Origin of the sequence: Streptomyces sp. NPDC005374 (genome assembly GCF_042872225.1) — a bacterium.
Lineage (GTDB): Bacteria > Actinomycetota > Actinomycetes > Streptomycetales > Streptomycetaceae > Streptomyces.
On the sequence record NZ_JBIAKA010000001.1, the window covers coordinates 156,677 to 176,078 of the forward strand.

Annotated in this window: 15 protein-coding genes; 9 read left to right on the forward strand and 6 right to left on the reverse strand. The window is 69.9% G+C overall.

The window, feature by feature from the left end:
* Window positions 1-18 precede the first annotated feature (18 nt).
* Complete coding sequence (gene lon / locus ACFYRX_RS00785; RefSeq protein WP_389095350.1) at window positions 19-2,433, reverse strand: endopeptidase La; 2,415 nt, start codon at window positions 2,431-2,433, stop codon at window positions 19-21.
* 179 nt (window positions 2,434-2,612) lie between these two features.
* Here lon and ACFYRX_RS00790 point away from each other — a divergent pair, with 179 nt between their 5' ends.
* Window positions 2,613-3,272: a GNAT family N-acetyltransferase gene (locus ACFYRX_RS00790; protein WP_389095352.1), complete on the forward strand. Its 660-nt coding sequence runs from the start codon at window positions 2,613-2,615 to the stop codon at window positions 3,270-3,272.
* 114 nt (window positions 3,273-3,386) lie between these two features.
* On the opposite strand, the gene ACFYRX_RS00795 is transcribed toward ACFYRX_RS00790, so the two are convergent.
* On the reverse strand, window positions 3,387-4,190 hold the full coding sequence (locus tag ACFYRX_RS00795) for a rhomboid-like protein (protein ID WP_389095354.1): 804 nt from the start codon (window positions 4,188-4,190) through the stop codon (window positions 3,387-3,389).
* A 139-nt stretch (window positions 4,191-4,329) separates the two neighbouring features.
* Here ACFYRX_RS00795 and ACFYRX_RS00800 point away from each other — a divergent pair, with 139 nt between their 5' ends.
* The 7 genes from ACFYRX_RS00800 (at window position 4,330) to ACFYRX_RS00830 (ending at window position 13,909) form a co-directional block, all read left to right on the forward strand.
* Complete coding sequence (locus ACFYRX_RS00800; RefSeq protein ID WP_389095356.1) at window positions 4,330-5,007, forward strand: spermidine synthase; 678 nt, start codon at window positions 4,330-4,332, stop codon at window positions 5,005-5,007.
* A 123-nt stretch (window positions 5,008-5,130) separates the two neighbouring features.
* Window positions 5,131-5,868 (forward strand): response regulator transcription factor, encoded by a 738-nt coding sequence (locus ACFYRX_RS00805; protein WP_352390195.1) that lies wholly within the window; start codon window positions 5,131-5,133, stop codon window positions 5,866-5,868.
* Window positions 5,865-6,971: an ATP-binding protein gene (locus ACFYRX_RS00810; protein ID WP_389095358.1), complete on the forward strand. Its 1,107-nt coding sequence runs from the start codon at window positions 5,865-5,867 to the stop codon at window positions 6,969-6,971. Before ACFYRX_RS00805 ends, ACFYRX_RS00810 begins: the two co-directional genes overlap by 4 nt.
* 295 nt (window positions 6,972-7,266) lie before the next feature.
* Entirely contained in the window at window positions 7,267-11,085 is a 3,819-nt protein-coding gene (locus ACFYRX_RS00815) for a multifunctional oxoglutarate decarboxylase/oxoglutarate dehydrogenase thiamine pyrophosphate-binding subunit/dihydrolipoyllysine-residue succinyltransferase subunit (protein ID WP_389095360.1), read from the forward strand.
* 137 nt (window positions 11,086-11,222) lie between these two features.
* On the forward strand, window positions 11,223-11,405 hold the full coding sequence (locus tag ACFYRX_RS00820) for a DUF6104 family protein (RefSeq protein ID WP_003961784.1): 183 nt from the start codon (window positions 11,223-11,225) through the stop codon (window positions 11,403-11,405).
* A gap of 394 nt (window positions 11,406-11,799) precedes the next feature.
* Window positions 11,800-12,834: a DUF4097 domain-containing protein gene (locus ACFYRX_RS00825; RefSeq protein ID WP_389095362.1), complete on the forward strand. Its 1,035-nt coding sequence runs from the start codon at window positions 11,800-11,802 to the stop codon at window positions 12,832-12,834.
* 1 nt (window position 12,835) lies between these two features.
* Complete coding sequence (locus ACFYRX_RS00830) at window positions 12,836-13,909, forward strand: helix-turn-helix transcriptional regulator (protein ID WP_389095364.1); 1,074 nt, start codon at window positions 12,836-12,838, stop codon at window positions 13,907-13,909.
* 94 nt (window positions 13,910-14,003) lie between these two features.
* Here the strand turns inward: ACFYRX_RS00830 and ACFYRX_RS00835 are convergent, their stop codons facing one another.
* The 4 genes from ACFYRX_RS00835 to ACFYRX_RS00850 all read right to left on the reverse strand — a co-directional run bounded on the left by ACFYRX_RS00835 (window position 14,004) and on the right by ACFYRX_RS00850 (window position 17,737).
* Window positions 14,004-14,567, reverse strand: coding sequence for a Clp protease N-terminal domain-containing protein (locus ACFYRX_RS00835; RefSeq protein ID WP_389095366.1), 564 nt, complete (start codon window positions 14,565-14,567; stop codon window positions 14,004-14,006).
* Window positions 14,567-14,776: a helix-turn-helix domain-containing protein gene (locus tag ACFYRX_RS00840; RefSeq protein ID WP_007384656.1), complete on the reverse strand. Its 210-nt coding sequence runs from the start codon at window positions 14,774-14,776 to the stop codon at window positions 14,567-14,569. The genes ACFYRX_RS00835 and ACFYRX_RS00840 overlap by 1 nt, the downstream gene beginning before the upstream one ends.
* Before the next feature lie 100 nt (window positions 14,777-14,876).
* Window positions 14,877-15,842, reverse strand: coding sequence for a zinc-binding dehydrogenase (locus ACFYRX_RS00845; RefSeq protein WP_389095368.1), 966 nt, complete (start codon window positions 15,840-15,842; stop codon window positions 14,877-14,879).
* 671 nt (window positions 15,843-16,513) lie between these two features.
* Window positions 16,514-17,737 carry an NADP-dependent malic enzyme gene (locus ACFYRX_RS00850; RefSeq protein WP_389095370.1) on the reverse strand — a complete coding sequence of 408 codons (1,224 nt, stop codon included), beginning with the start codon at window positions 17,735-17,737 and terminating at the stop codon, window positions 16,514-16,516.
* Between the two features lie 692 nt (window positions 17,738-18,429).
* On the opposite strand from ACFYRX_RS00850, the gene ACFYRX_RS00855 reads away from it, so the two are divergent.
* Window positions 18,430-19,380 carry an ABC transporter substrate-binding protein gene (locus ACFYRX_RS00855; protein WP_389095372.1) on the forward strand — a complete coding sequence of 317 codons (951 nt, stop codon included), beginning with the start codon at window positions 18,430-18,432 and terminating at the stop codon, window positions 19,378-19,380.
* The last annotated feature ends 22 nt before the right edge of the window (window positions 19,381-19,402 follow it).

Genomic DNA, 19,402 nt, shown 5'->3' on the forward strand with positions numbered 1-19,402 from the left:
TTCATCCGGCAGCGCCCGTCACGCCGCTACCGGAACCTCCGGCACGGCCCCCTCGGTCGCCGGGGACAGCGCCAGCTCCAGGACCTGGCGGACGTCGGTGACGGCGTGGACGTCGAGCTTGTCCAGCACCTCCGCCGGGACGTCGTCCAGGTCGGCCTCGTTGCGCTTGGGGATGATGACGGTGCTCACCCCGGCGCGGTGCGCGGCGAGCAGCTTCTGCTTCACGCCGCCGATCGGGAGGACCCGGCCGGTCAGCGAGACCTCACCGGTCATCGCCACGTCCGTGCGGACCAGGCGGCCCGAGAGCAGCGAGGCCAGCGCCGTCGTCATGGTGACGCCCGCGCTCGGGCCGTCCTTCGGGACCGCGCCCGCCGGGAAGTGGATGTGCACACCCCGGTCCTTCAGATCGCCCACCGGGAGCTCCAGCTCGGCGCCGTGCGACCTGAGGAAGCTCAGCGCGATCTGCGCGCTCTCCTTCATCACGTCACCCAGCTGGCCGGTCAGCGTCAGACCCGCCGCGCCCGTCTCCGGGTCGGCCAGTGACGCCTCGACGAACAGCACGTCCCCGCCCGCTCCGGTGACCGCGAGTCCGGTGGCGACACCGGGGACCGCCGTACGGCGTTCCGCGGGGTCCTGGGCCGACTCGGGCACGTGGTGCGGCCGGCCGATCAGACCGCGGAGCTCCTCGTCGGTGACGGTGAACGGCAGTTCCCGCTCGCCGAGTTCGTGCTGGGCCGCCACCTTGCGCAGCAGCCTCGCGACGGACCGCTCCAGGGTGCGGACGCCCGCCTCACGCGTGTACTCGCCGGCGAGCTTGCGCAGGGCGCTCTCGTCGATGACGACCTCGTCCTTGGCGAGCCCCGCCCGCTCCAGCTGACGCGGCAGCAGGTGGTCACGGGCGATGACGATCTTCTCGTCCTCGGTGTAGCCGTCGAGGCGGACCAGCTCCATACGGTCGAGCAGGGCCTCCGGGATGGCTTCCAGGACGTTCGCCGTCGCCAGGAACACGACGTCGGACAGGTCGAGCTCGACCTCCAGGTAGTGGTCGCGGAAGGTGTGGTTCTGCGCCGGGTCCAGGACCTCCAGGAGGGCCGCCGCGGGGTCGCCGCGGAAGTCGGAGCCCACCTTGTCGATCTCGTCGAGCAGGACCACCGGGTTCATCGACCCGGCCTCCTTGATGGCCCGTACGATCCGGCCGGGCAACGCGCCGACGTACGTCCGCCGGTGTCCGCGGATCTCCGCCTCGTCCCGCACACCGCCGAGGGCGACGCGGACGAACTTGCGGCCCATGGCGTGCGCGACGGACTCGCCGAGGCTGGTCTTGCCGACGCCGGGAGGCCCGACGAGGGCGAGCACGGCACCGCCGCGCCGGCCGCCGACGACACCGAGTCCGCGGTCGTTACGGCGCTTGCGGACCGCCAGGTACTCGGTGATCCGCTCCTTCACGTCCTCCAGGCCCGCGTGCTCGGCGTCGAGGATCTCCTTGGCGCCCTGGATGTCGTACGCGTCCTCGGTCCGCTCGTTCCAGGGGAGTTCGAGGACGGTGTCCAGCCAGGTCCGGATCCACGACCCCTCGGGCGACTGGTCGGAGGACCGCTCCAGCTTCTCGACCTCCTTGAGCGCGGCCTCCCGCACCTTCTCCGGCAGGTCGGCGGCCTCCACACGCGCGCGGTAGTCGTCGGACTCCTCACCGTCCTGCTCGCCGTTGAGTTCGCGCAGTTCCTTGCGTACGGCTTCCAGCTGACGGCGGAGCAGGAACTCCCGCTGCTGCTTGTCGACGCCCTCCTGGACGTCCTTGGCGATGGTCTCGGCGACGTCCTGCTCGGCGAGGTGGTCGCGCAGTTGTCCGGTGGCGAGCTTGAGGCGGACGACCGGGTCGGCGGTCTCCAGGAGTTCGACCTTCTGCTCGGTGGTCAGGAAGGGCGAGTAACCGGAGTTGTCGGCAAGGGCGGAGACGTCGTCGATGGCCTGGACGCGGTCGACGACCTGCCAGGCGCCGCGCTTGCGCAGCCAGGCGGTGGCGAGGGCCTTGTACTCCGTGACCAGTTCGGTGACATGGCCGGGAAGCGGTTCGGGAACGGTCTCGTCGACCCGGGTCCCCTCGACCCAGAGGGCGGCGCCCGGGCCGGTCGTCCCGGCACCGATCCTCACCCGGCCCCGGCCGCGGATGAGAGCGCCCGGGTCGCCGTCGGCCAGCCGGCCGACCTGCTCGACGGTGCCGAGCACACCGGTGCTCGCGTAGGTCCCGTCGATGCGCGGCACCAGGAGGACCTTCGGCTTCCCGATTTCCGAGCGGGCAGCGGCCTGAGCGGCCTCCACCGCGGCGCGTACGTCGGCGTCGTTCAGGTCGAGCGGAACCACCATTCCGGGCAGCACGACCTCGTCGTCGAGCGGCAGCACAGGCAGAGTGAGCGGTGTGGACGTCGAAGCCATGATCTCCCCTTCGGCATGCAAGTTGAGCTATGCCGACTCAATGCACGTGAGCCTCCGAATGTTCCCCGCCCAACTCCCTGTTCGCTGTGGGCGATCACGACTGCCGGAATCGGCGCTTCGCCGCCTATCGTGAGCACGGTAATAGACGAAGATGCTCATCAGTCATTACAGGGGGTCTCGTGAGCGGGATCGTACGGGCATGGGTGGACGGCTGGGTCCTGTCCCGCGGGGCCGCCCCGCCTCAGCGGGAGCCGTGGGGCTTCACGGTGGATGTCGGCCTCACCGCACAGGTGTCGCGCCACGTCTTCGATGCGCTGGGCGACGACGTGGACGAGACGGTCGTGCGCAAGGTGGCGGACGGAGTGACGGGGACCGGCGTGTGGCTCAAGGTGTTCCAGAGCCCGGCGGTGGTCGGGGGCTGGCTGGGCGAGGGCTGGTGGGTGGACCCGGAGCCGGGCTACCTGATGACGGTCCCGCTCGCGGCGGCGGAGACCGGGGGTACGTCCGTCCCGGACGGTTACCGGATGCGCACCTGGTCCGTCGGCCGGGTCACGCGCCTGCTCGTCGTCGCGCCGGACGGCTCCCTCGCTGCGCGCGGCCAGGTCACCCCGACCGGTGCGACCGCCGTCTTCGACCAGATAGAAACCGCCCCCGCCCAGCGGCGCCGGGGCCTGGGCAGCATCGTCATGCGCACGCTCCAGGCCACGGCGGCCGCCGAGGGAGCCGGGACCGGCGTCCTCGCGGGAACGCCGCCGGGGCGGGCTCTGTACGAGTCTCTGGGCTGGCATGTGCAAGCTCCGCTCACCAGTGCGAAGTTCATGGGACCGGACGCCGGGTGACCGTCCGTGGCCGCCCGTGGGGAACCCGGAGGCGGCTGCCTGCGGTGCTCCCCTCCGGCCGCACGTCGGACAACGCCTTGCCGCTCCTCGCTCTTCCCGGCGGTGCGGCAGGCCCTAGCGGGCCGAGGGCACCTGCCGGGCGCGGTGCCGGCGCCGTACCAGCGGCCAGGTCGCGACACCGATCGCCAGGGCGATCAGATGGCCCCAGTTGGTCATCGGGTCGGTGAAGGCGATCAGGTCTGTCACCAGCGTCCAGGTGAAGAGAGCGAGCAACGGCCACCGCAGCCACGGCCTGAGCAGCCCGGTCAGCGCGCCGAGGCTCGCGGCCACGCCGAAGCTGACGCCGTAGTCCAGGCGGTGCAGTGAGCTGGCGGGGAGGTGCCCGACCAGGACCGCGAGCCCGATGGGGAGTTCGGTGGCGAGGGTCGCCCCCACGTGCCCGAGGAGGAAGACCCCTGCCGTGCGCACGCCCCCGATCCGCCGTTCCAGTGCGGTGAGGACGAACAGGAGGGCGAGGGCGTACGGCGAGAGGATCCCGCCGGCGATCCAGAGCGCGCTGGCGAGCAGCACCAGTACGGGCGTCCGCACGAGGTGCGCGACATCGGTGCTGGAGCCCTGGTGCAGGGTGTGCACGAGAGTGGGGTCCAGGTGCGCGGCGACCAGGGAGACGGCGGTCAGGACGGCGCCGTAGCCGAAGGTGAACGGTGTTCCGGTGGGGGTGGGGAGCAACCGCCACACGCGGGGGACGCGCACCCGGCGGGCCGGGGCCGCCGGCGCCGCTTCCGGCGGCTCGACGGTGACCACCGTGCCGCTCCGCTGCCGGGGCATGCCGTCGAGCAGCCCGGCGGCATCCGGAAAGCAGGCGTCCGCGGCAGGCGTGGTCGCGTCGGAAGGAGCTGTCGGCACGGTCCGTTCCAAGGTGAGGTGCTCCTTCCGCTTCACCCCAGCCTTCGCGCCCGACCCCCTCGCTGTCTGTGACCGACGCCACCTCGGCCCCGATTCACAGGCACTTCTCAAGAAGCCCGGCCCTGGACGCCGTAGCTGCCAGGATGGACCGATGCCCACCTCGTACGACATCCCCGAAGTCCTGGACCGCCGCGAGGGCCCGTACGGCGAGGTCGTCCTGCGGCGGCACGGCGACCTGCTCCAGATCGTCGCCAACGGCTGCTTCCTGATGGACACGTCCGACGGCCGGTCGGAGCGGTTACTCGTCGACGCGGCACTCGGCGCGCTCGACGACCGCGCGGACCCGCACGTCCTCATCGGCGGCCTCGGTGTCGGCTTCTCGCTCGCACACGCCGCCGCGAATCCGCGCTGGGGCCGGATCACGGTCGTCGAGCGGGAACCGGCCATCATCGACTGGCACCGCCGAGGGCCGTTGTCCGAGCTCTCGGCCAGGGCATTCGCCGATCCGAGGACGAACATTCTGGAAACGGATCTAGTCGGATTCGTCAATGAGACATGCGCCACTTTCGACGCGCTGTGTCTCGACATCGACAACGGACCCGACTGGACGGTCACGGAGGGCAACGGCGGACTCTACGCGCGTGCCGGACTCACAAGCTGCGCAAGGGTGTTGAAGCCGGGCGGGGTACTGGCCGTGTGGTCCGCCCGACCCTCTGCGGAATTTGAGGGATCCCTAGCAAATGCCGGGTTCCAGCAGGTACGTACCGAGGAGATCCCCGTTGCCCGGGGCGTTCCCGACGTCGTCCATCTCGCCGTCCGACCTGGATAGCAAAGCTGTGATGACTCCCCGTACTCTGCTTCCCTACGCCGATCATTCAAGCGTCAATCGCAGTCATGCGCAGACAAGGAATCACCCCACATGGTTCCGGAAAGCACTCCCCAGGGGCGGGCGATGGAGCAGACACACACCTCCCACAACGGTTCGACGGCCACTCCGGGCGCACAGCGCCGGGTCCTGGTCGTCGAGGACGATCCGACGATCGTCGACGCCATCGCGACCCGCCTGCGCGCCGAGGGATTCCTCGTGCAAACAGCGGTCGACGGTCCGTCGGCGGTGGACACGGCCGAGGCCTGGCAGCCGGACCTGCTGATCCTCGACATCATGCTGCCCGGTTTCGACGGTCTGGAGGTCTGCCGCCGCGTGCAGGCCGCCCGTCCGGTGCCGGTCCTCATGCTGACCGCGCGGGACGACGAGACCGACATGCTCGTCGGGCTCGGCGTCGGCGCCGACGACTACATGACCAAGCCGTTCTCGATGCGTGAGCTGGCCGCGCGCGTGCACGTCCTGCTGCGGAGGGTCGAGCGTGCCGCACTGGCCGCCACCACACCCCGCTCCGGCATCCTGCGTCTCGGCGAGCTGGAGATCGACCACGCGCAGCGCCGGGTGCGGGTCCGCTCGGAGGACGTGCACCTCACGCCCACCGAGTTCGACCTCCTGGTGTGTCTGGCGAACACCCCGCGCGCGGTGCTCTCCCGTGAGCAGTTGCTGGCCGAGGTGTGGGACTGGGCGGACGCCTCCGGCACCCGCACCGTCGACAGCCACATCAAGGCACTGCGCCGGAAGATCGGTGCCGAACGGATCCGCACGGTGCACGGCGTCGGCTACGCCCTGGAGACCCCGACGCCATGAGCGACGGTCCGGCCGGCCGGAGAAGCCCCAAGGAGCCCTGGGGCGGCGTGAGCCCGTTCTCGATCAAGACGAAGCTGGGCGCGCTGGTCGTCATCGCGGTCCTCATCACCACCGGGCTGATGGTGATCGCGATGCGCACAGCCACCGAGCTGCGCTTCATCACGGTCTTCTCGATGATCGCCACACTGTTGATTACGCAGTTCGTGGCGCATTCGCTCACCGCGCCACTGGACGACATGAACGCGGTCGCCCGGTCCATCTCGCACGGCGACTACACCCGCCGGGTCCGCGAGAACCGCCGGGACGAACTGGGCGACCTGGCCCAGACGATCAACCGCATGGCGGACGACCTGGAGGCCCAGGAACGTCAGCGCAAGGAACTTGTGGCAAATGTCTCCCATGAGCTGCGCACACCCATCGCGGGTCTGCGCGCGGTGCTGGAGAACATCGTCGACGGGTTCACCGAGGCCGACCCCGAGACCATGCGCACGGCCCTGAAGCAGACCGAGCGGCTCGGGCGGCTGGTGGAGACGCTGCTGGACCTGTCCCGGCTGGACAACGGCGTCGTACCGCTGAAGAAGCGCCGTTTCGAGGTGTGGCCGTATCTGTCGGGCGTGCTGAAGGAGGCCAACATGGTCGCCACCGCACGCGCGGGCATCGCCTCCGGGTCCGGCAGCCACACCCGCAACGACGTCCATCTGCACCTCGACGTGTCCCCGCCGGAGCTGACCGCCCACGCCGACCCGGAGCGCATCCACCAGGTCGTCGCCAACCTCATCGACAACGCGGTCAAACACAGCCCGCCGCACGGCAGGGTCACCGTCAAGGCGCGGCGCGGGGCGCTGCCCGAGTCGCTGGAGCTCGAGGTTCTCGACGAGGGCCCCGGCATTCCGCGCTCGGACTGGCACCGCGTCTTCGAGCGGTTCAACCGCGGCCAGGTCATGCGGCCGCACGGTCCGGGCAGCGACGGCGGCACCGGACTGGGGCTCGCGATCGCGAGCTGGGCGGTGGATCTGCACGGCGGCCGGATCGGGGTGGCCGAATCCGAGCGTGGCTGCAGGATTCTTGTCACTCTGCCGGGACTTCCCTCTCTGCCAAGTTGACGTAAAGTTCGAACCGGAGCCACAAGATCCACCTCTGTTCTGCGCTGACGGACACGTGTGATCAGGCAGAGGGCCGCGCCGTCGTCGCGAAGGGCCCCGCCGGGCCCTTCCCTCAGGCATGCCTCACACTGCGGAACCCCGCTTGTTTCCCGCCATTTCCACGCGCGAAACCCGCTCTTTCATGTGACTTACACGACGATGGACCGGCCCGGCCTGACCTTCGCGGTCTTGGGGGCGTAGCCTTTATTCCCGCTGTCCATCACCTTGTGAGAAGCGGAAGAGGGCGGTTGCCGCCGTGTCGCCACAGTCCCCCAGTAACTCGAGCATCTCGACCGACGCAGACCAAGCGGGCAAGAACCCCGCTGCCGCGTTCGGGCCGAACGAGTGGCTCGTCGACGAGATCTATCAGCAGTACCTCCAGGACCCGAATTCGGTAGACCGAGCCTGGTGGGACTTCTTCGCCGACTACAAGCCCGGAGCGGCCTCCGCTCCGGCTCCGGCGGGTACTGCGGCCGCGGGGGCCGCAGGGACCACCTCCCCATCGGCTCCGGCGCCCTCCGCGGCTCCGGCTCCCGCCGCTCCGGCCCAGGCCCCCGCGCCGGCTCAGGAGACCGCTCCCGCGGCCGCCAGGCCCGCCGCCGCGGCTCCGGCCCCCGCCAAGGCCGCTGCTCCGGCCGCCGCCCCGGCTCCGGCCGCCAAGCCGGCCGCCGCGAAGCCCGCCGCCACCGGTGGCTCCGGCGCCGAGGGCCCGGAGTTCGTGACCCTGCGCGGTCCCGCCGCCGCGGTCGCGAAGAACATGAACGCCTCCCTGGAGCTGCCCACGGCCACGTCCGTGCGCGCGGTCCCGGTGAAGCTGCTCTTCGACAACCGCATCGTCATCAACAACCACCTGAAGCGCGCCCGGGGCGGGAAGATCTCCTTCACCCACCTCATCGGCTACGCGATGGTGCAGGCCATCAAGGCCATGCCGTCGATGAACTGGCACTTCGCGGAGAAGGACGGGAAGCCCACCCTCGTCAAGCCGCCGCACGTCAACTTCGGCCTGGCCATCGACCTGGTGAAGCCCAACGGCGACCGTCAGCTGGTCGTCGCGGGCATCAAGAAGGCCGAGACGCTGAACTTCTTCGAGTTCTGGCAGGCCTACGAGGACATCGTCCGCCGCGCCCGTGACGGCAAGCTGACGATGGACGACTTCTCCGGCGTCACGGTCTCCCTGACGAACCCGGGCGGCCTCGGCACCGTGCACTCGGTCCCGCGTCTGATGCCCGGTCAGTCGGTCATCATGGGCGTCGGCTCCATGGACTACCCCGCAGAGTTCCAGGGCACCAGCCAGGACACCCTGAACAAGCTCGGCATCTCGAAGGTCATGACGCTCACGTCGACCTACGACCACCGGGTCATCCAGGGCGCCGCCTCCGGCGAGTTCCTGCGCGTCGTCGCGAACTACCTCCTCGGCGAGAGCGGCTTCTACGACGAGATCTTCGAGGCGCTGCGCATCCCCTACGAGCCGGTCCGCTGGCTCAAGGACATCGACGCCAGCCACGACGACGACGTCACCAAGGCCGCCCGCGTCTTCGAGCTGATCCACTCCTACCGGGTCCGCGGCCACGTCATGGCCGACACCGACCCGCTGGAGTACCGCCAGCGCAAGCACCCCGACCTGGACATCACCGAGCACGGCCTCACCCTGTGGGACCTGGAGCGGGAGTTCGCGGTCGGCGGCTTCGCCGGCAAGTCCCTGATGAAGCTGCGCGACATCCTCGGTGTACTGCGCGACTCGTACTGCCGCACCACCGGCGTCGAGTTCATGCACATCCAGGACCCGAAGCAGCGCAGGTGGATCCAGGACCGCATCGAGCGCTCGCACACCAAGCCGGAGCGCGAGGAGCAGCTGCGCATCCTGCGCCGGCTGAACGCCGCGGAGGCCTTCGAGACCTTCCTGCAGACGAAGTACGTCGGCCAGAAGCGGTTCTCCCTGGAGGGCGGCGAGTCCGTCATCCCGCTGCTCGACGCGGTCATCGACTCCGCCGCCGAGTCGCGCCTGGACGAGGTCGTCATCGGCATGGCCCACCGCGGCCGGCTGAACGTCCTGGCGAACATCGTCGGCAAGTCGTACGCGCAGATCTTCCGCGAGTTCGAGGGCAACCTCGACCCGAAGTCGATGCACGGCTCCGGCGACGTCAAGTACCACCTGGGCGCCGAGGGCACCTTCACCGGCCTGGACGGCGAGCAGATCAAGGTCTCGCTGGCCGCGAACCCCTCCCACCTGGAGACGGTCGACCCGGTCATCGAGGGCATCGTCCGCGCCAAGCAGGACATCATCAACAAGGGCGGCACGGACTTCACGGTCCTGCCGGTCGCCCTGCACGGTGACGCGGCCTTCGCGGGCCAGGGCGTGGTGGCCGAGACCCTGAACATGTCGCAGCTGCGGGGTTACCGCACCGGCGGCACGGTCCACATCGTCATCAACAACCAGGTCGGCTTCACGGCCGCCCCGGAGTCCTCCCGCTCGTCGATGTACGCCACGGACGTGGCGCGCATGATCGAGGCCCCGATCTTCCACGTGAACGGCGACGACCCGGAAGCGGTGGTGCGCGTCGCGCGCCTGGCCTTCGAGTTCCGCCAGGCGTTCAACAAGGACGTGGTGATCGACCTCATCTGCTACCGCCGCCGCGGTCACAACGAGTCGGACAACCCGGCCTTCACCCAGCCGCTGATGTACGACCTGATCGACAAGAAGCGCTCGGTGCGCAAGCTGTACACCGAGTCCCTCATCGGTCGCGGCGACATCACCCTGGAAGAGGCCGAGCAGGCCCTGCAGGACTACCAGGGCCAGCTGGAGAAGGTCTTCACGGAGGTCCGCGAGGCCGTCACGGCCCAGTCGGCCGCCGGGCCCGTCTCGGACCCGCAGGCCGAGTTCCCGGTCGCCGTGAGCACCGCGATCTCCTCGGAGACCGTCAAGCGGATCGCCGAGTCCCAGGTCAACATCCCCGACACCTTCCACGTCCACCCGCGTCTGCTGCCGCAGCTCCAGCGCCGGGCGTCGATGGTCGAGGACGGCACGATCGACTGGGGCATGGGCGAGACCCTGGCCGTCGGTTCGCTGCTCCTTGAGGGCACCCCGGTCCGTCTGTCGGGCCAGGACTCCCAGCGCGGCACCTTCGGCCAGCGTCACGCGGTCCTCATCAACCGCGAGACCGGCGAGGAGCACACCCCGCTCCAGTACCTCGCCGAGGAGCAGGCCCGTTACAACGTCTACAACTCCCTGCTCTCCGAGTACGCGGTCATGGGCTTCGAGTACGGCTACTCGCTGGCCCGGCCCGACGCGCTCGTGCTGTGGGAGGCGCAGTTCGGCGACTTCGTCAACGGCGCGCAGACGATCGTCGACGAGTACATCTCGGCGGCGGAGCAGAAGTGGGGCCAGACGAGCGGCGTCACGCTCCTGCTCCCGCACGGCTACGAGGGCCAGGGCCCGGACCACTCCTCGGCCCGCGTCGAGCGCTTCCTCCAGCTGTGCGCGCAGAACAACATGACGGTCGCGATGCCGACCCTCCCGTCGAACTACTTCCACCTCCTGCGGTGGCAGGTGCACAACCCGCACCACAAGCCGCTGGTCATCTTCACCCCGAAGTCGATGCTGCGCCTCAAGGCCGCCGCGTCGAAGACGGAGGAGTTCACCTCGGGGCAGTTCCGCCCGGTCATCGGCGACTCGACGGTCGACGCGGCAGCGGTCAAGAAGGTCGTCTTCTGCACCGGCAAGGTCTACTACGACCTCGACGCCGAGCGTCAGAAGCGCGGTGTCACGGACACGGCGATCATCCGCATCGAGCGCCTGTACCCCCTGCCCGGTACGGAGATCCAGGCCGAGATCGCCAAGTACCCGAACGCCGAGAAGTACCTGTGGACCCAGGAGGAGCCGGCGAACCAGGGCGCATGGCCCTTCATCGCCCTCAACCTGATCGACCACCTGGACCTGGCGGTCGGCGCGGACATTCCGCACGGAGAGCGGCTGCGGCGCATCTCGCGCCCGCACGGCTCCTCCCCGGCGGTCGGCTCCGCGAAGCGGCACCAGGCGGAGCAGGAGCAGCTGGTGCGTGAGGTGTTCGAGGCGTGAGCCTCTGACATCGCCCGACCTGTGGGCCCGTTCCCGAACGACTCGGGGACGGGCCCGCAGTGCCTCCTCCGGCGCCTACGCGCGCGTCTAGGCTGGTAACCCGTCCATCGCCGACACCTACGCAGGAGAGCAGCCCCATGTACTTCACCGACCGCGGCATCGAGGAACTGGAGAAGCGGCGCGGCGAGGAAGAGGTCACGTTCGAGTGGCTCGCCGAACAGTTGCGGACGTTCGTCGACCTCAACCCGGACTTCGAGGTACCGGTGGAGCGGCTGGCGACGTGGCTGGCCCGGCTGGACGACGAGGACGAGGACGAGTAACCCCGCTGAGCAGGAACAGTGCGGACACGAGGCGCTCCTTCGGGGGCGCCTCAAGCGTTTCGGGCGCGCGGGGCGACGCGTCTCAGGCTCGTGGGACGTCCGCTCTCGCCCCTCGACTGGATCCGATCCCAGCCCCCTTCGAGCACACCCCGCCCCGGTCCTGAGTCCCGGACACATCGCATTGAGACCCCCGCATACGCCGGATCCCGGACCGGCGGGCACACATCCGGCCCCAGACCCTGCCGACGCTCCCTGCGTGCCGCAGGCGCCGGGGCGTGGCCTCCAGGCCTGCCTCAGGCATCCCCCGAACGAGTGCCTTGACTTTCGACAGCCACGATATATCGTGAATTGCAGGAGACGCGATATGGCGCGTTGCTACGGGGAGGTCTGCACCATGTCCGAGTGGTCCGTCACTGAGCCCAGGAAGCTCACCTTCGACGAGCCGGTACGAGAACTCCACGTACGCATCGTCAATGGAACGGTGAACGTGGTGGGCACCGAGGAAGGTTCCGCACGCCTTGAGGTCTCCGAGATCGAGGGGCCGCCTCTGATCGTCACCCAGGAGAACGGAACCCTCACGGTGGCCTACGAGGACCTGCCCTGGAAGGGCTTCCTCAAGTGGCTCGACCGCAAGGGCTGGCGACGCAGCGCGGTCGTCTCCCTGGCCGTGCCGGCCGAGACCCGCGTCGAGGTGGGCGTGGTCAGCGCCGGGGCCGTGGTGTCCGGCGTGCGCGGGCCGTCGGTGGTGAAGGGGGTCAACGGCGACACGACACTCGTCGGCCTCTCCGGCACCGTCCGCGCCGACACCGTCTCCGGGAACCTGGAGGCCCAGGCCGTCACCGGCGACCTGCGGTTCAACTCGGTCTCGGGGGATCTCACTGTCGTGGAAGGCTCCGGTCCCTCCGTGCGGGCCGACTCCGTCAGCGGCTCGATGATTCTCGACCTCGATCCGGACGGCCCCACCGACGTACGGCTGACCAGTGTCTCCGGCGAAATCGCCATCCGGCTGCCCCAGCCCGCGGACGCGGAGGTGGAGGCCAACACCGCGAGCGGGACGATCTCCAACGCCTTCGACGGCCTGCGGGTGCACGGCCAGTGGGGCGCCCACAAGGTCACCGGTCGCCTCGGCGCCGGCACCGGCAAGCTCCGCGCGACCACCGTCTCCGGCTCCATCGCCCTTCTCCGCCGCCCGCCCAAGGAGGACGAGGAGGAGCCGTGGGATAAGCCGGACCCCTTTGTGAAGGACACGGACACGCCCCCGGATCCGGCCGCGCACACAGGCGCGGGCAACGCACACAGGGCTGCGGGGGACAATTCCGGTTCCGGCCGGGCCGACGGCCCAGGTCCGACGGACGATCAGACCGGCGACCCGACCAACAACCCGACCCGCGCCCCGGCCGACGGCACGACCGACAAGAAGGTGCTCTGACATGCCCCCCGTCTTCGCCCACGGCCGCCTCCGCCTCTACCTGCTGAAGCTGCTGGACGAGGCCCCGCGCCACGGCTACGAGGTGATCCGGCTCCTGGAGGAGCGCTTCCAGGGCCTGTACGCCCCCTCGGCGGGCACCGTCTACCCCCGGCTGGCCAAGCTGGAGGCCGAGGGCCTGGTCACCCACACCACCGAGGGCGGCCGCAAGGTGTACTCCATCACGGACGCGGGCCGCGCCGAACTGGCCGACCGCAGCGGTGAGCTGGCCGACCTGGAGCTGGAGATCCGCGAGTCGGTCGCCGAGCTCGCCGCCGAGATCCGGGCCGATGTGCGCGGCGCGGCCGGCGATCTGCGGCGCGAGGTGCGGGCGGCCGCCACCGAGGCCCGCCGGGGCAGCGCCGCCAAGGGCGGGGGCGAACACGAGGGGCCCTTCGGGGACTTCACCGAGTTCGGCGACAAGGAGGCGTGGCGGACCGCCAAGGAGGAGATGCGCCGCGTCAAGCAGGAGTGGAAGGAGCAGGCCCGGCGCGCCAAGGACGAGAGCCGCCGCGCCCGCGACGAGGCCCAGCGGGCCCGCCGACAGGCCAAGGAGGCCCAGGAGCGGGCCCGGGAGCAGGCTCAGGAGGAGGTGCAGCGCATCGCCCGGCGGGTCCAGGAGCAGGTGCAGGACCACTTCGCACGCGGCGACTGGCCGACGGGGGTGCGCGAGGGGCTGACCGAACTGGCCAAGGAGTTCGGCGAGTTCGGGAAGGACTACGGCAAGGAGTTCGGGAAGGACTTCGGCTTCGGCAGGGGTGGTGCCAGGTCCGAGAAGGCCGAGGGAACACCGCCCGGCGCCGAGTACTCGCACTCCCCGGAGGACTTCCCCGCCGAGTACGAACCGTCCTGGGCCCACGAGGACCCGACCGGAAACCCGGCCCGCGACCTGGACCGTCTGCTCGACCGCTTCCGCGACGACATCCGCGACGCCGCCCGCGACCACGGCATCACGGCGGATCAGCTCCGTGACGCCCGCCGCCACCTGTCGACGGCGGCGGCCCACATGGGAGCACTACTACGAGCCCCGAAGGCATGAACCACGCCGCCCCTGGCAGTACAGCCTCCCCCGGCCCGCCGGTGAGGTTGTACTGCCGGGCAAAGCGGCCGGCGACCCGCCCCTCCCCTCTCGCTCAGCCGGCCTTCGCCTCTCCCCCGCCGTAGAGGACACGGACGACCGCCTCGTACGTCACGCCGTGGTCGGCGAGAACTTCCGCCGGCACGCCCGGCCGGACCGTGAGGGCCAGCAGGAAGTGCTCGTCGCCGATATGGCGGTCGCGCCGGGCCACGGCCATGCGAAGAGCCTTCTCCACGATCTCCTTGGCACCCCGCCCGAAGGACCGTCGCCCGGACCACCGCCCCCGGTCCGTGCGGTCGCCGGACATCGCTCCGACCCCATGCGCCTCCTCGACCCGGGCGACGATCTCGGAGACGTCGATACCGAGCCCGGCCAGCGCCTCGGCGTCCGCCTGGGACAGCCCGGCCCTTCGTCGCGCCTCACCCAGCGCCTCCCGGACCTCGTCCCCACGCTCGGCGAGTCCGAGAGCGGCCAGCGCGAGGGAGGCCCGGCCGGTCTCCCGGTCCAGCAGCGCGAGCAGCAGGTGCTCGGCATCCACGGCCCCCGCACCCGCCTTCTCGGCGTGCTCGACCGCGCCCACGACCACCGCCCGGGCATCCTTTGTGAACCGCTCGAACATCAATGCCTCCCGTACTTCTTGTGCACGGCCTGTCTGCTCACCCCGAGTTCCGCGGCGATCTCCTGCCACGACCAGCCCTGATTGCGGGCGCTGCGCACCTGCACGGACTCCAGTTGCTCCAGCAGCCTGCGCAGTGCGGCGACGGCGCGCAGTCCGACCCTGGGATCACGATCGCCCGCGCGTTCGGCGAGATCCGTTGCTTCGGTCATGACGTCAACCTACATTGACACCATCGGCACGTCAACCATGGTTGACAAACACCGACGGCCGACCCACAACCGGGCCGGCCGTCGTCAAGAGAAAAGCAGGTCAGCCGTTGGTGAGCACGACCTTCCCGAACTGCTCACCGGAAGCCACCCGTTGGAAGCCCTCGCGGGCGCGGTCCATCGGAAGCACCTCGTCGATGACGGGACGCACCCCCGTGGCAGCGCAGAACGCCAACAGATCCTCCAACTCGTCCTTGGTCCCCATGGTCGACCCCACGACCTTGAGCTCCAGGAAGAAGATCCGGGTCAGTTCGGCGTGCGAGGGACGGTCGCCGCTCGTCGCACCGGAAATGACCAGCGTGCCGCCCGGCTTGAGCGACTTCACGGAGTGCGACCAGGTGGCGGCGCCCACGGTCTCGATGACGGCGTCCACCCGCTGCGGCAGCCGCGCACCCGACTCCACGGCCTCCACGGCACCGAGCTCCAGCGCACGCTTCCGCTTGGCCTCGTCCCGGCTGGTCGCGAAGACCCGCAGCCCCGCGGCCTTCCCCAGCACGATCGCGGCAGTGGCGACACCACCACCGGCGCCCTGCACCAGCACGGAGTCACCGGGCCGGACGCCCGCGTTGGTGAAGAGCATCCGGTACGCGGTCAGCCAGGCCGTCGGCAGACAGGCGGCCTCCGCGAACGACAGTTCCTTCGGCTTGGGCAGGACGTTCCAGGTCGGCACGGCGACCTGCTCGGCGAACGTGCCCTGATAGCGCTCGGTGAGGATGGAACGGGGTTCCTTGGGACCGACCCCGTGTCCGCTCTGCCCGATGACGGAGTGCAGGACGACCTCGTTGCCGTCCTCGTCGATTCCGGCGGCGTCACAGCCGAGGATCATCGGCAGCTTGTCCTCTGCGAGGCCCACGCCGCGCAGGGACCACAGGTCGTGATGGTTGAGGGAGGCGGCCTTGACGTCGACGACACTCCAGCCGGGTCGGGCTTCGGGGGCCGGGCGCTCCCCCGACTCCAGTCCGGAGAGCGGGTCGTCGCGGTCGATTCGGGCGGCGTAGACAGCGAACATGGCCTTGACGATAGGGTCCGCCGGCGACCCGGGGGAACCGGACGACGCTGTGACACACGCCCTCTTGCGAAACCGCTCGCCGACTGACGTGCCTCGCGATGTCGTACGCCAGCTGCGGGCCCACTGTGGCTGATCGCGCAGTTCCCCGCGCCCCTGAGGAGGGGCAGCGAACGCACCTTTAGACGCGCACGAAGTGGGGGCTGGTCGCGCAGTTCCCCGCGCCCCTGAGTGGGGACAGCGAACGCACCTTTAGACGCACGCGGAGTGGGGGCTGGTCGCGCAGTTCCCCGCGCCCCTGAGTGGGGACGGCGAACGCACCTTTAGACGCGCACGGAGTGGGTCGCGCCCCTGGGGAGTTGCAGTCGCCGGCGGCGTGAAGGGGACGGGGTGGGGGGTGTCCGCCCGCAGCGGCCGGCGTCCGGAACCGAGCACCACTCAAGGAACCGAGCCGCCGGACCGAGGACGGACACCCCCCCCCCCCGGGGCCGCCCCCCCCCCCCCCCCCCCCCCCCCCGGCCCCGACCCACCCACCCACCTCAGGGGCGCGGGGAACTGCGCAAAAACCCCCGCCCCCACCGAACCCGCACCCGATCAGCCGCCCCCAAAGGCAAAGAAATGGCCCCGCCCGGACCGAAGACCCGAACGGAGCCACCCCAGCGAAACGATCATGCTCAGCGGCGAGCGACACCCTCCGCGCGAGCCGCCGCGGCGACCGCCGCCGTGACCGCCGGAGCCACCCGCTCGTCGAACGGCGACGGAATCACGTAATCCGCCGCCAGGTCGTCACCGACCACCGACGCCAGCGCCTCCGCCGCCGCGATCTTCATGCCCTCCGTGATCCGCGAGGCCCGCACCTGAAGGGCCCCCGCGAAGATCCCCGGAAACGCCAGCACGTTGTTGATCTGGTTCGGGAAGTCGGACCGCCCGGTGGCCACCACGGCCGCGTACTTGCGCGCGACATCCGGGTGCACCTCGGGATCCGGGTTGGCCATCGCGAACACGAAGGCCCCCTTGGCCATGGAGGCGACGGCCGCCTCCGCGACCGTACCGCCGGACACCCCGATGAAGACGTCGGCGCCGGCCAGCGCGTCCTCCAGCGACCCCGAGAGACCGGCCTTGTTCGTGAACCCGGCCACCTCCCGCTTGACGGACGTGAGGTCGTCCCGGTCGGCCGACACGACACCCTTGCGGTCGGCGACGGCGACATCCCCGATGCCCGCCTCGACGAGCATCTTGGCGATGGCGACACCGGCCGCACCCGCGCCGGAGATCACGGCACGCAGATCCCCGATGCCCCGCCCGCTGAGCCGCGCAGCGTTCCGCAGGGCCGCCAGCGTCACGACCGCGGTCCCGTGCTGGTCGTCGTGGAAGACGGGGATGTCGAGCCGCTCCTGCAGCCGCCGCTCGATCTCGAAGCACCGAGGAGCCGAGATGTCCTCGAGGTTCACGCCGCCGAAGGACGGCGCGAGACGGACCACCGTCTCGATGATCTCGTCGACGTCCGTGCAGGCCAGCGCGAGCGGAACCGCGTCCACGCCACCGAACTGCTTGAACAGGATCGCCTTGCCCTCCATCACCGGGAGGGAGGCTTCGGGCCCGATGTCACCGAGCCCCAGCACGGCCGTACCGTCCGTCACGACGGCGACGACCGACGACTTCCACGTGTAGTCGTGGACGAGTTCCGGCTGCTCGGCGATGGCGCTGCACACCTTCGCCACGCCGGGCGTGTACGCGAGGGACAGGTCGTCCTTGTCGCGGATCGGCACGGTGGCCTGCACAGCCATCTTGCCGCCGCGGTGCAGCGCGAACGCGGGGTCGAAGGTATCGAGGGGCTCCGCCCCGCCGTCCTGGCCCGTATCGCTGTCGCTGCGAGGATTGACGATCTCCGCTGCCACTTTGTCTTACCCCTTAGGTCTTCATGGTTTGAGGGTGACCGCTCCTGGTTGAGGAACGGGCGGGCACCGCGCACGGGCCTGGTCGTGGACACATACGGATACGTACGGGCCGGTACGCGACGGGCGCGCCGCACACGCGCCCTGAGCCCCGGATGAGGGGTGTAAAGAACCTTCTTACCGGACGACCGCCGCCGAGGACGAGCCCAATAGGCGCAAGGTCACATGCCGCTACGCAAATCGATCATCGATCATCGAACGGCGGTGACATGAATCATGGGGGCGCTTTCCGGACAGCCGCCGGAAGCACCCTGCCGACCACCGAGCGGACGCTCAGGTCACTGCGCGTCACCGAGGTCCGCTCACCCGCGCCACGGGAGACACCGAAAATGTTGCGGCCGGAATGCCAGATTCCCGCAGATGGTCCGGTCGTGATGTACGGACATGGTGCGGTTCGGGGGTCACCCGTTATCCGATTTTGACATGACCGTCGCCCAGAATGGTCCAGTCCGAATGGCAAGATGCCGTAATCACAAGAGGTCGCGACACTCGAAGGCGTGTGCTCTCGTCGACCTACGGAACCAAGGCCACACCTCACCGACCGAGGCACAGCCGAGGTTCCGAGGCAGCCGGCGGTCCCGTCGGCAGCCGTCCCGCCCATCGGCAACTCCACCCATCCGCCGGAGGAACCCACCATGACCGCAAGCTCCACCCGTCGTACGACCGTCGCGCGCTCCAGGACAGCCGCGGTAGGTGCGATCGCGGTCGCAGGCGCCCTGATCCTCACCGGTTGCGGTGACCAGACCGGAAGCGGCAGCTCCGAGAAGTCGAACAACAGCGCGCCGCTGTTCGACAAGCTGCCCGCGGAGATCCAGAAGGCCGGTGTCATCAAGATCGGCACCAACGCCGAGTACGCCCCCATGGAGTACCAGGAGGGTGGCAAGATCGTCGGCGTCGACCCCGACATCGCGGCGGCGCTGGGCAAGAAGCTGGGCGTGGAGTTCAAGTTCACCTCCGGCTCCTTCGACGGCCTGATCAGCTCCCTGAACTCCGGCCGGTACGACGTCGCCATGTCCTCCATCACGGACACCAAGGCCCGCCAGGAGGGCCTGGACGAGAAGGGCAAGAAGCTCGGCCCGGGCGTCGACTTCGTCGACTACTTCACGGCCGGCACCGCCATCTACGTCCAGAAGGGCAACCCGAAGAACATCAACTCGGTCGACGACCTGTGCGGCCAGACGGTCGCCGTGCAGACCGGTACGACGTACGAGCAGATGCTGAAGGACCAGTCCAAGAAGTGCACGGACGCCGGTAAGAAGAAGATGACCCTCGAGACCTTCGACAACGACACCGAGGCGCAGACCCGGGTGAAGTCGGGCGGCGCCGCCGCGGGCGTCAACGACTACCCGGTCGCCGTCGACATCGCCCGCAAGGCCGACGGCGGCAACGCCTTCGAGGTGGTCGGCGAGCAGGTCGACGCCGGCCCCTTCGGCCTCGCCGTCAACAAGGACAACAAGGAGCTCACGAGCGCCCTGGAGGCGGCCGTGAACGCCATCATCGAGGACGGCACGTACAAGAAGATCCTGGAGAAGTGGGGCGCCGAGACCGGCGCGATCGACAAGGCCGCGGTCAACGGCGGCAAGTGACGGACCCCGCACCACTGAAGGG

Bases quoted from the DNA above. Each gene is read 5' to 3' on its own strand.
- lon (WP_389095350.1), bottom strand. From the start codon at position 2,433: ATGGCTTCGACGTCCACACCGCTCACTCTGCCTGTGCTGCCGCTCGAC.
- ACFYRX_RS00800 (WP_389095356.1), top strand. From the start codon at position 4,330: ATGCCCACCTCGTACGACATCCCCGAAGTCCTGGACCGCCGCGAGGGC.
- ACFYRX_RS00805 (WP_352390195.1), top strand. From the start codon at position 5,131: ATGGAGCAGACACACACCTCCCACAACGGTTCGACGGCCACTCCGGGC.
- ACFYRX_RS00810 (WP_389095358.1), top strand. From the start codon at position 5,865: ATGAGCGACGGTCCGGCCGGCCGGAGAAGCCCCAAGGAGCCCTGGGGC.
- ACFYRX_RS00820 (WP_003961784.1), top strand. From the start codon at position 11,223: ATGTACTTCACCGACCGCGGCATCGAGGAACTGGAGAAGCGGCGCGGC.
- ACFYRX_RS00825 (WP_389095362.1), top strand. From the start codon at position 11,800: ATGTCCGAGTGGTCCGTCACTGAGCCCAGGAAGCTCACCTTCGACGAG.
- ACFYRX_RS00830 (WP_389095364.1), top strand. From the start codon at position 12,836: ATGCCCCCCGTCTTCGCCCACGGCCGCCTCCGCCTCTACCTGCTGAAG.
- ACFYRX_RS00835 (WP_389095366.1), bottom strand. From the start codon at position 14,567: ATGTTCGAGCGGTTCACAAAGGATGCCCGGGCGGTGGTCGTGGGCGCG.
- ACFYRX_RS00840 (WP_007384656.1), bottom strand. From the start codon at position 14,776: ATGACCGAAGCAACGGATCTCGCCGAACGCGCGGGCGATCGTGATCCC.
- ACFYRX_RS00845 (WP_389095368.1), bottom strand. From the start codon at position 15,842: ATGTTCGCTGTCTACGCCGCCCGAATCGACCGCGACGACCCGCTCTCC.
- ACFYRX_RS00855 (WP_389095372.1), top strand. From the start codon at position 18,430: ATGACCGCAAGCTCCACCCGTCGTACGACCGTCGCGCGCTCCAGGACA.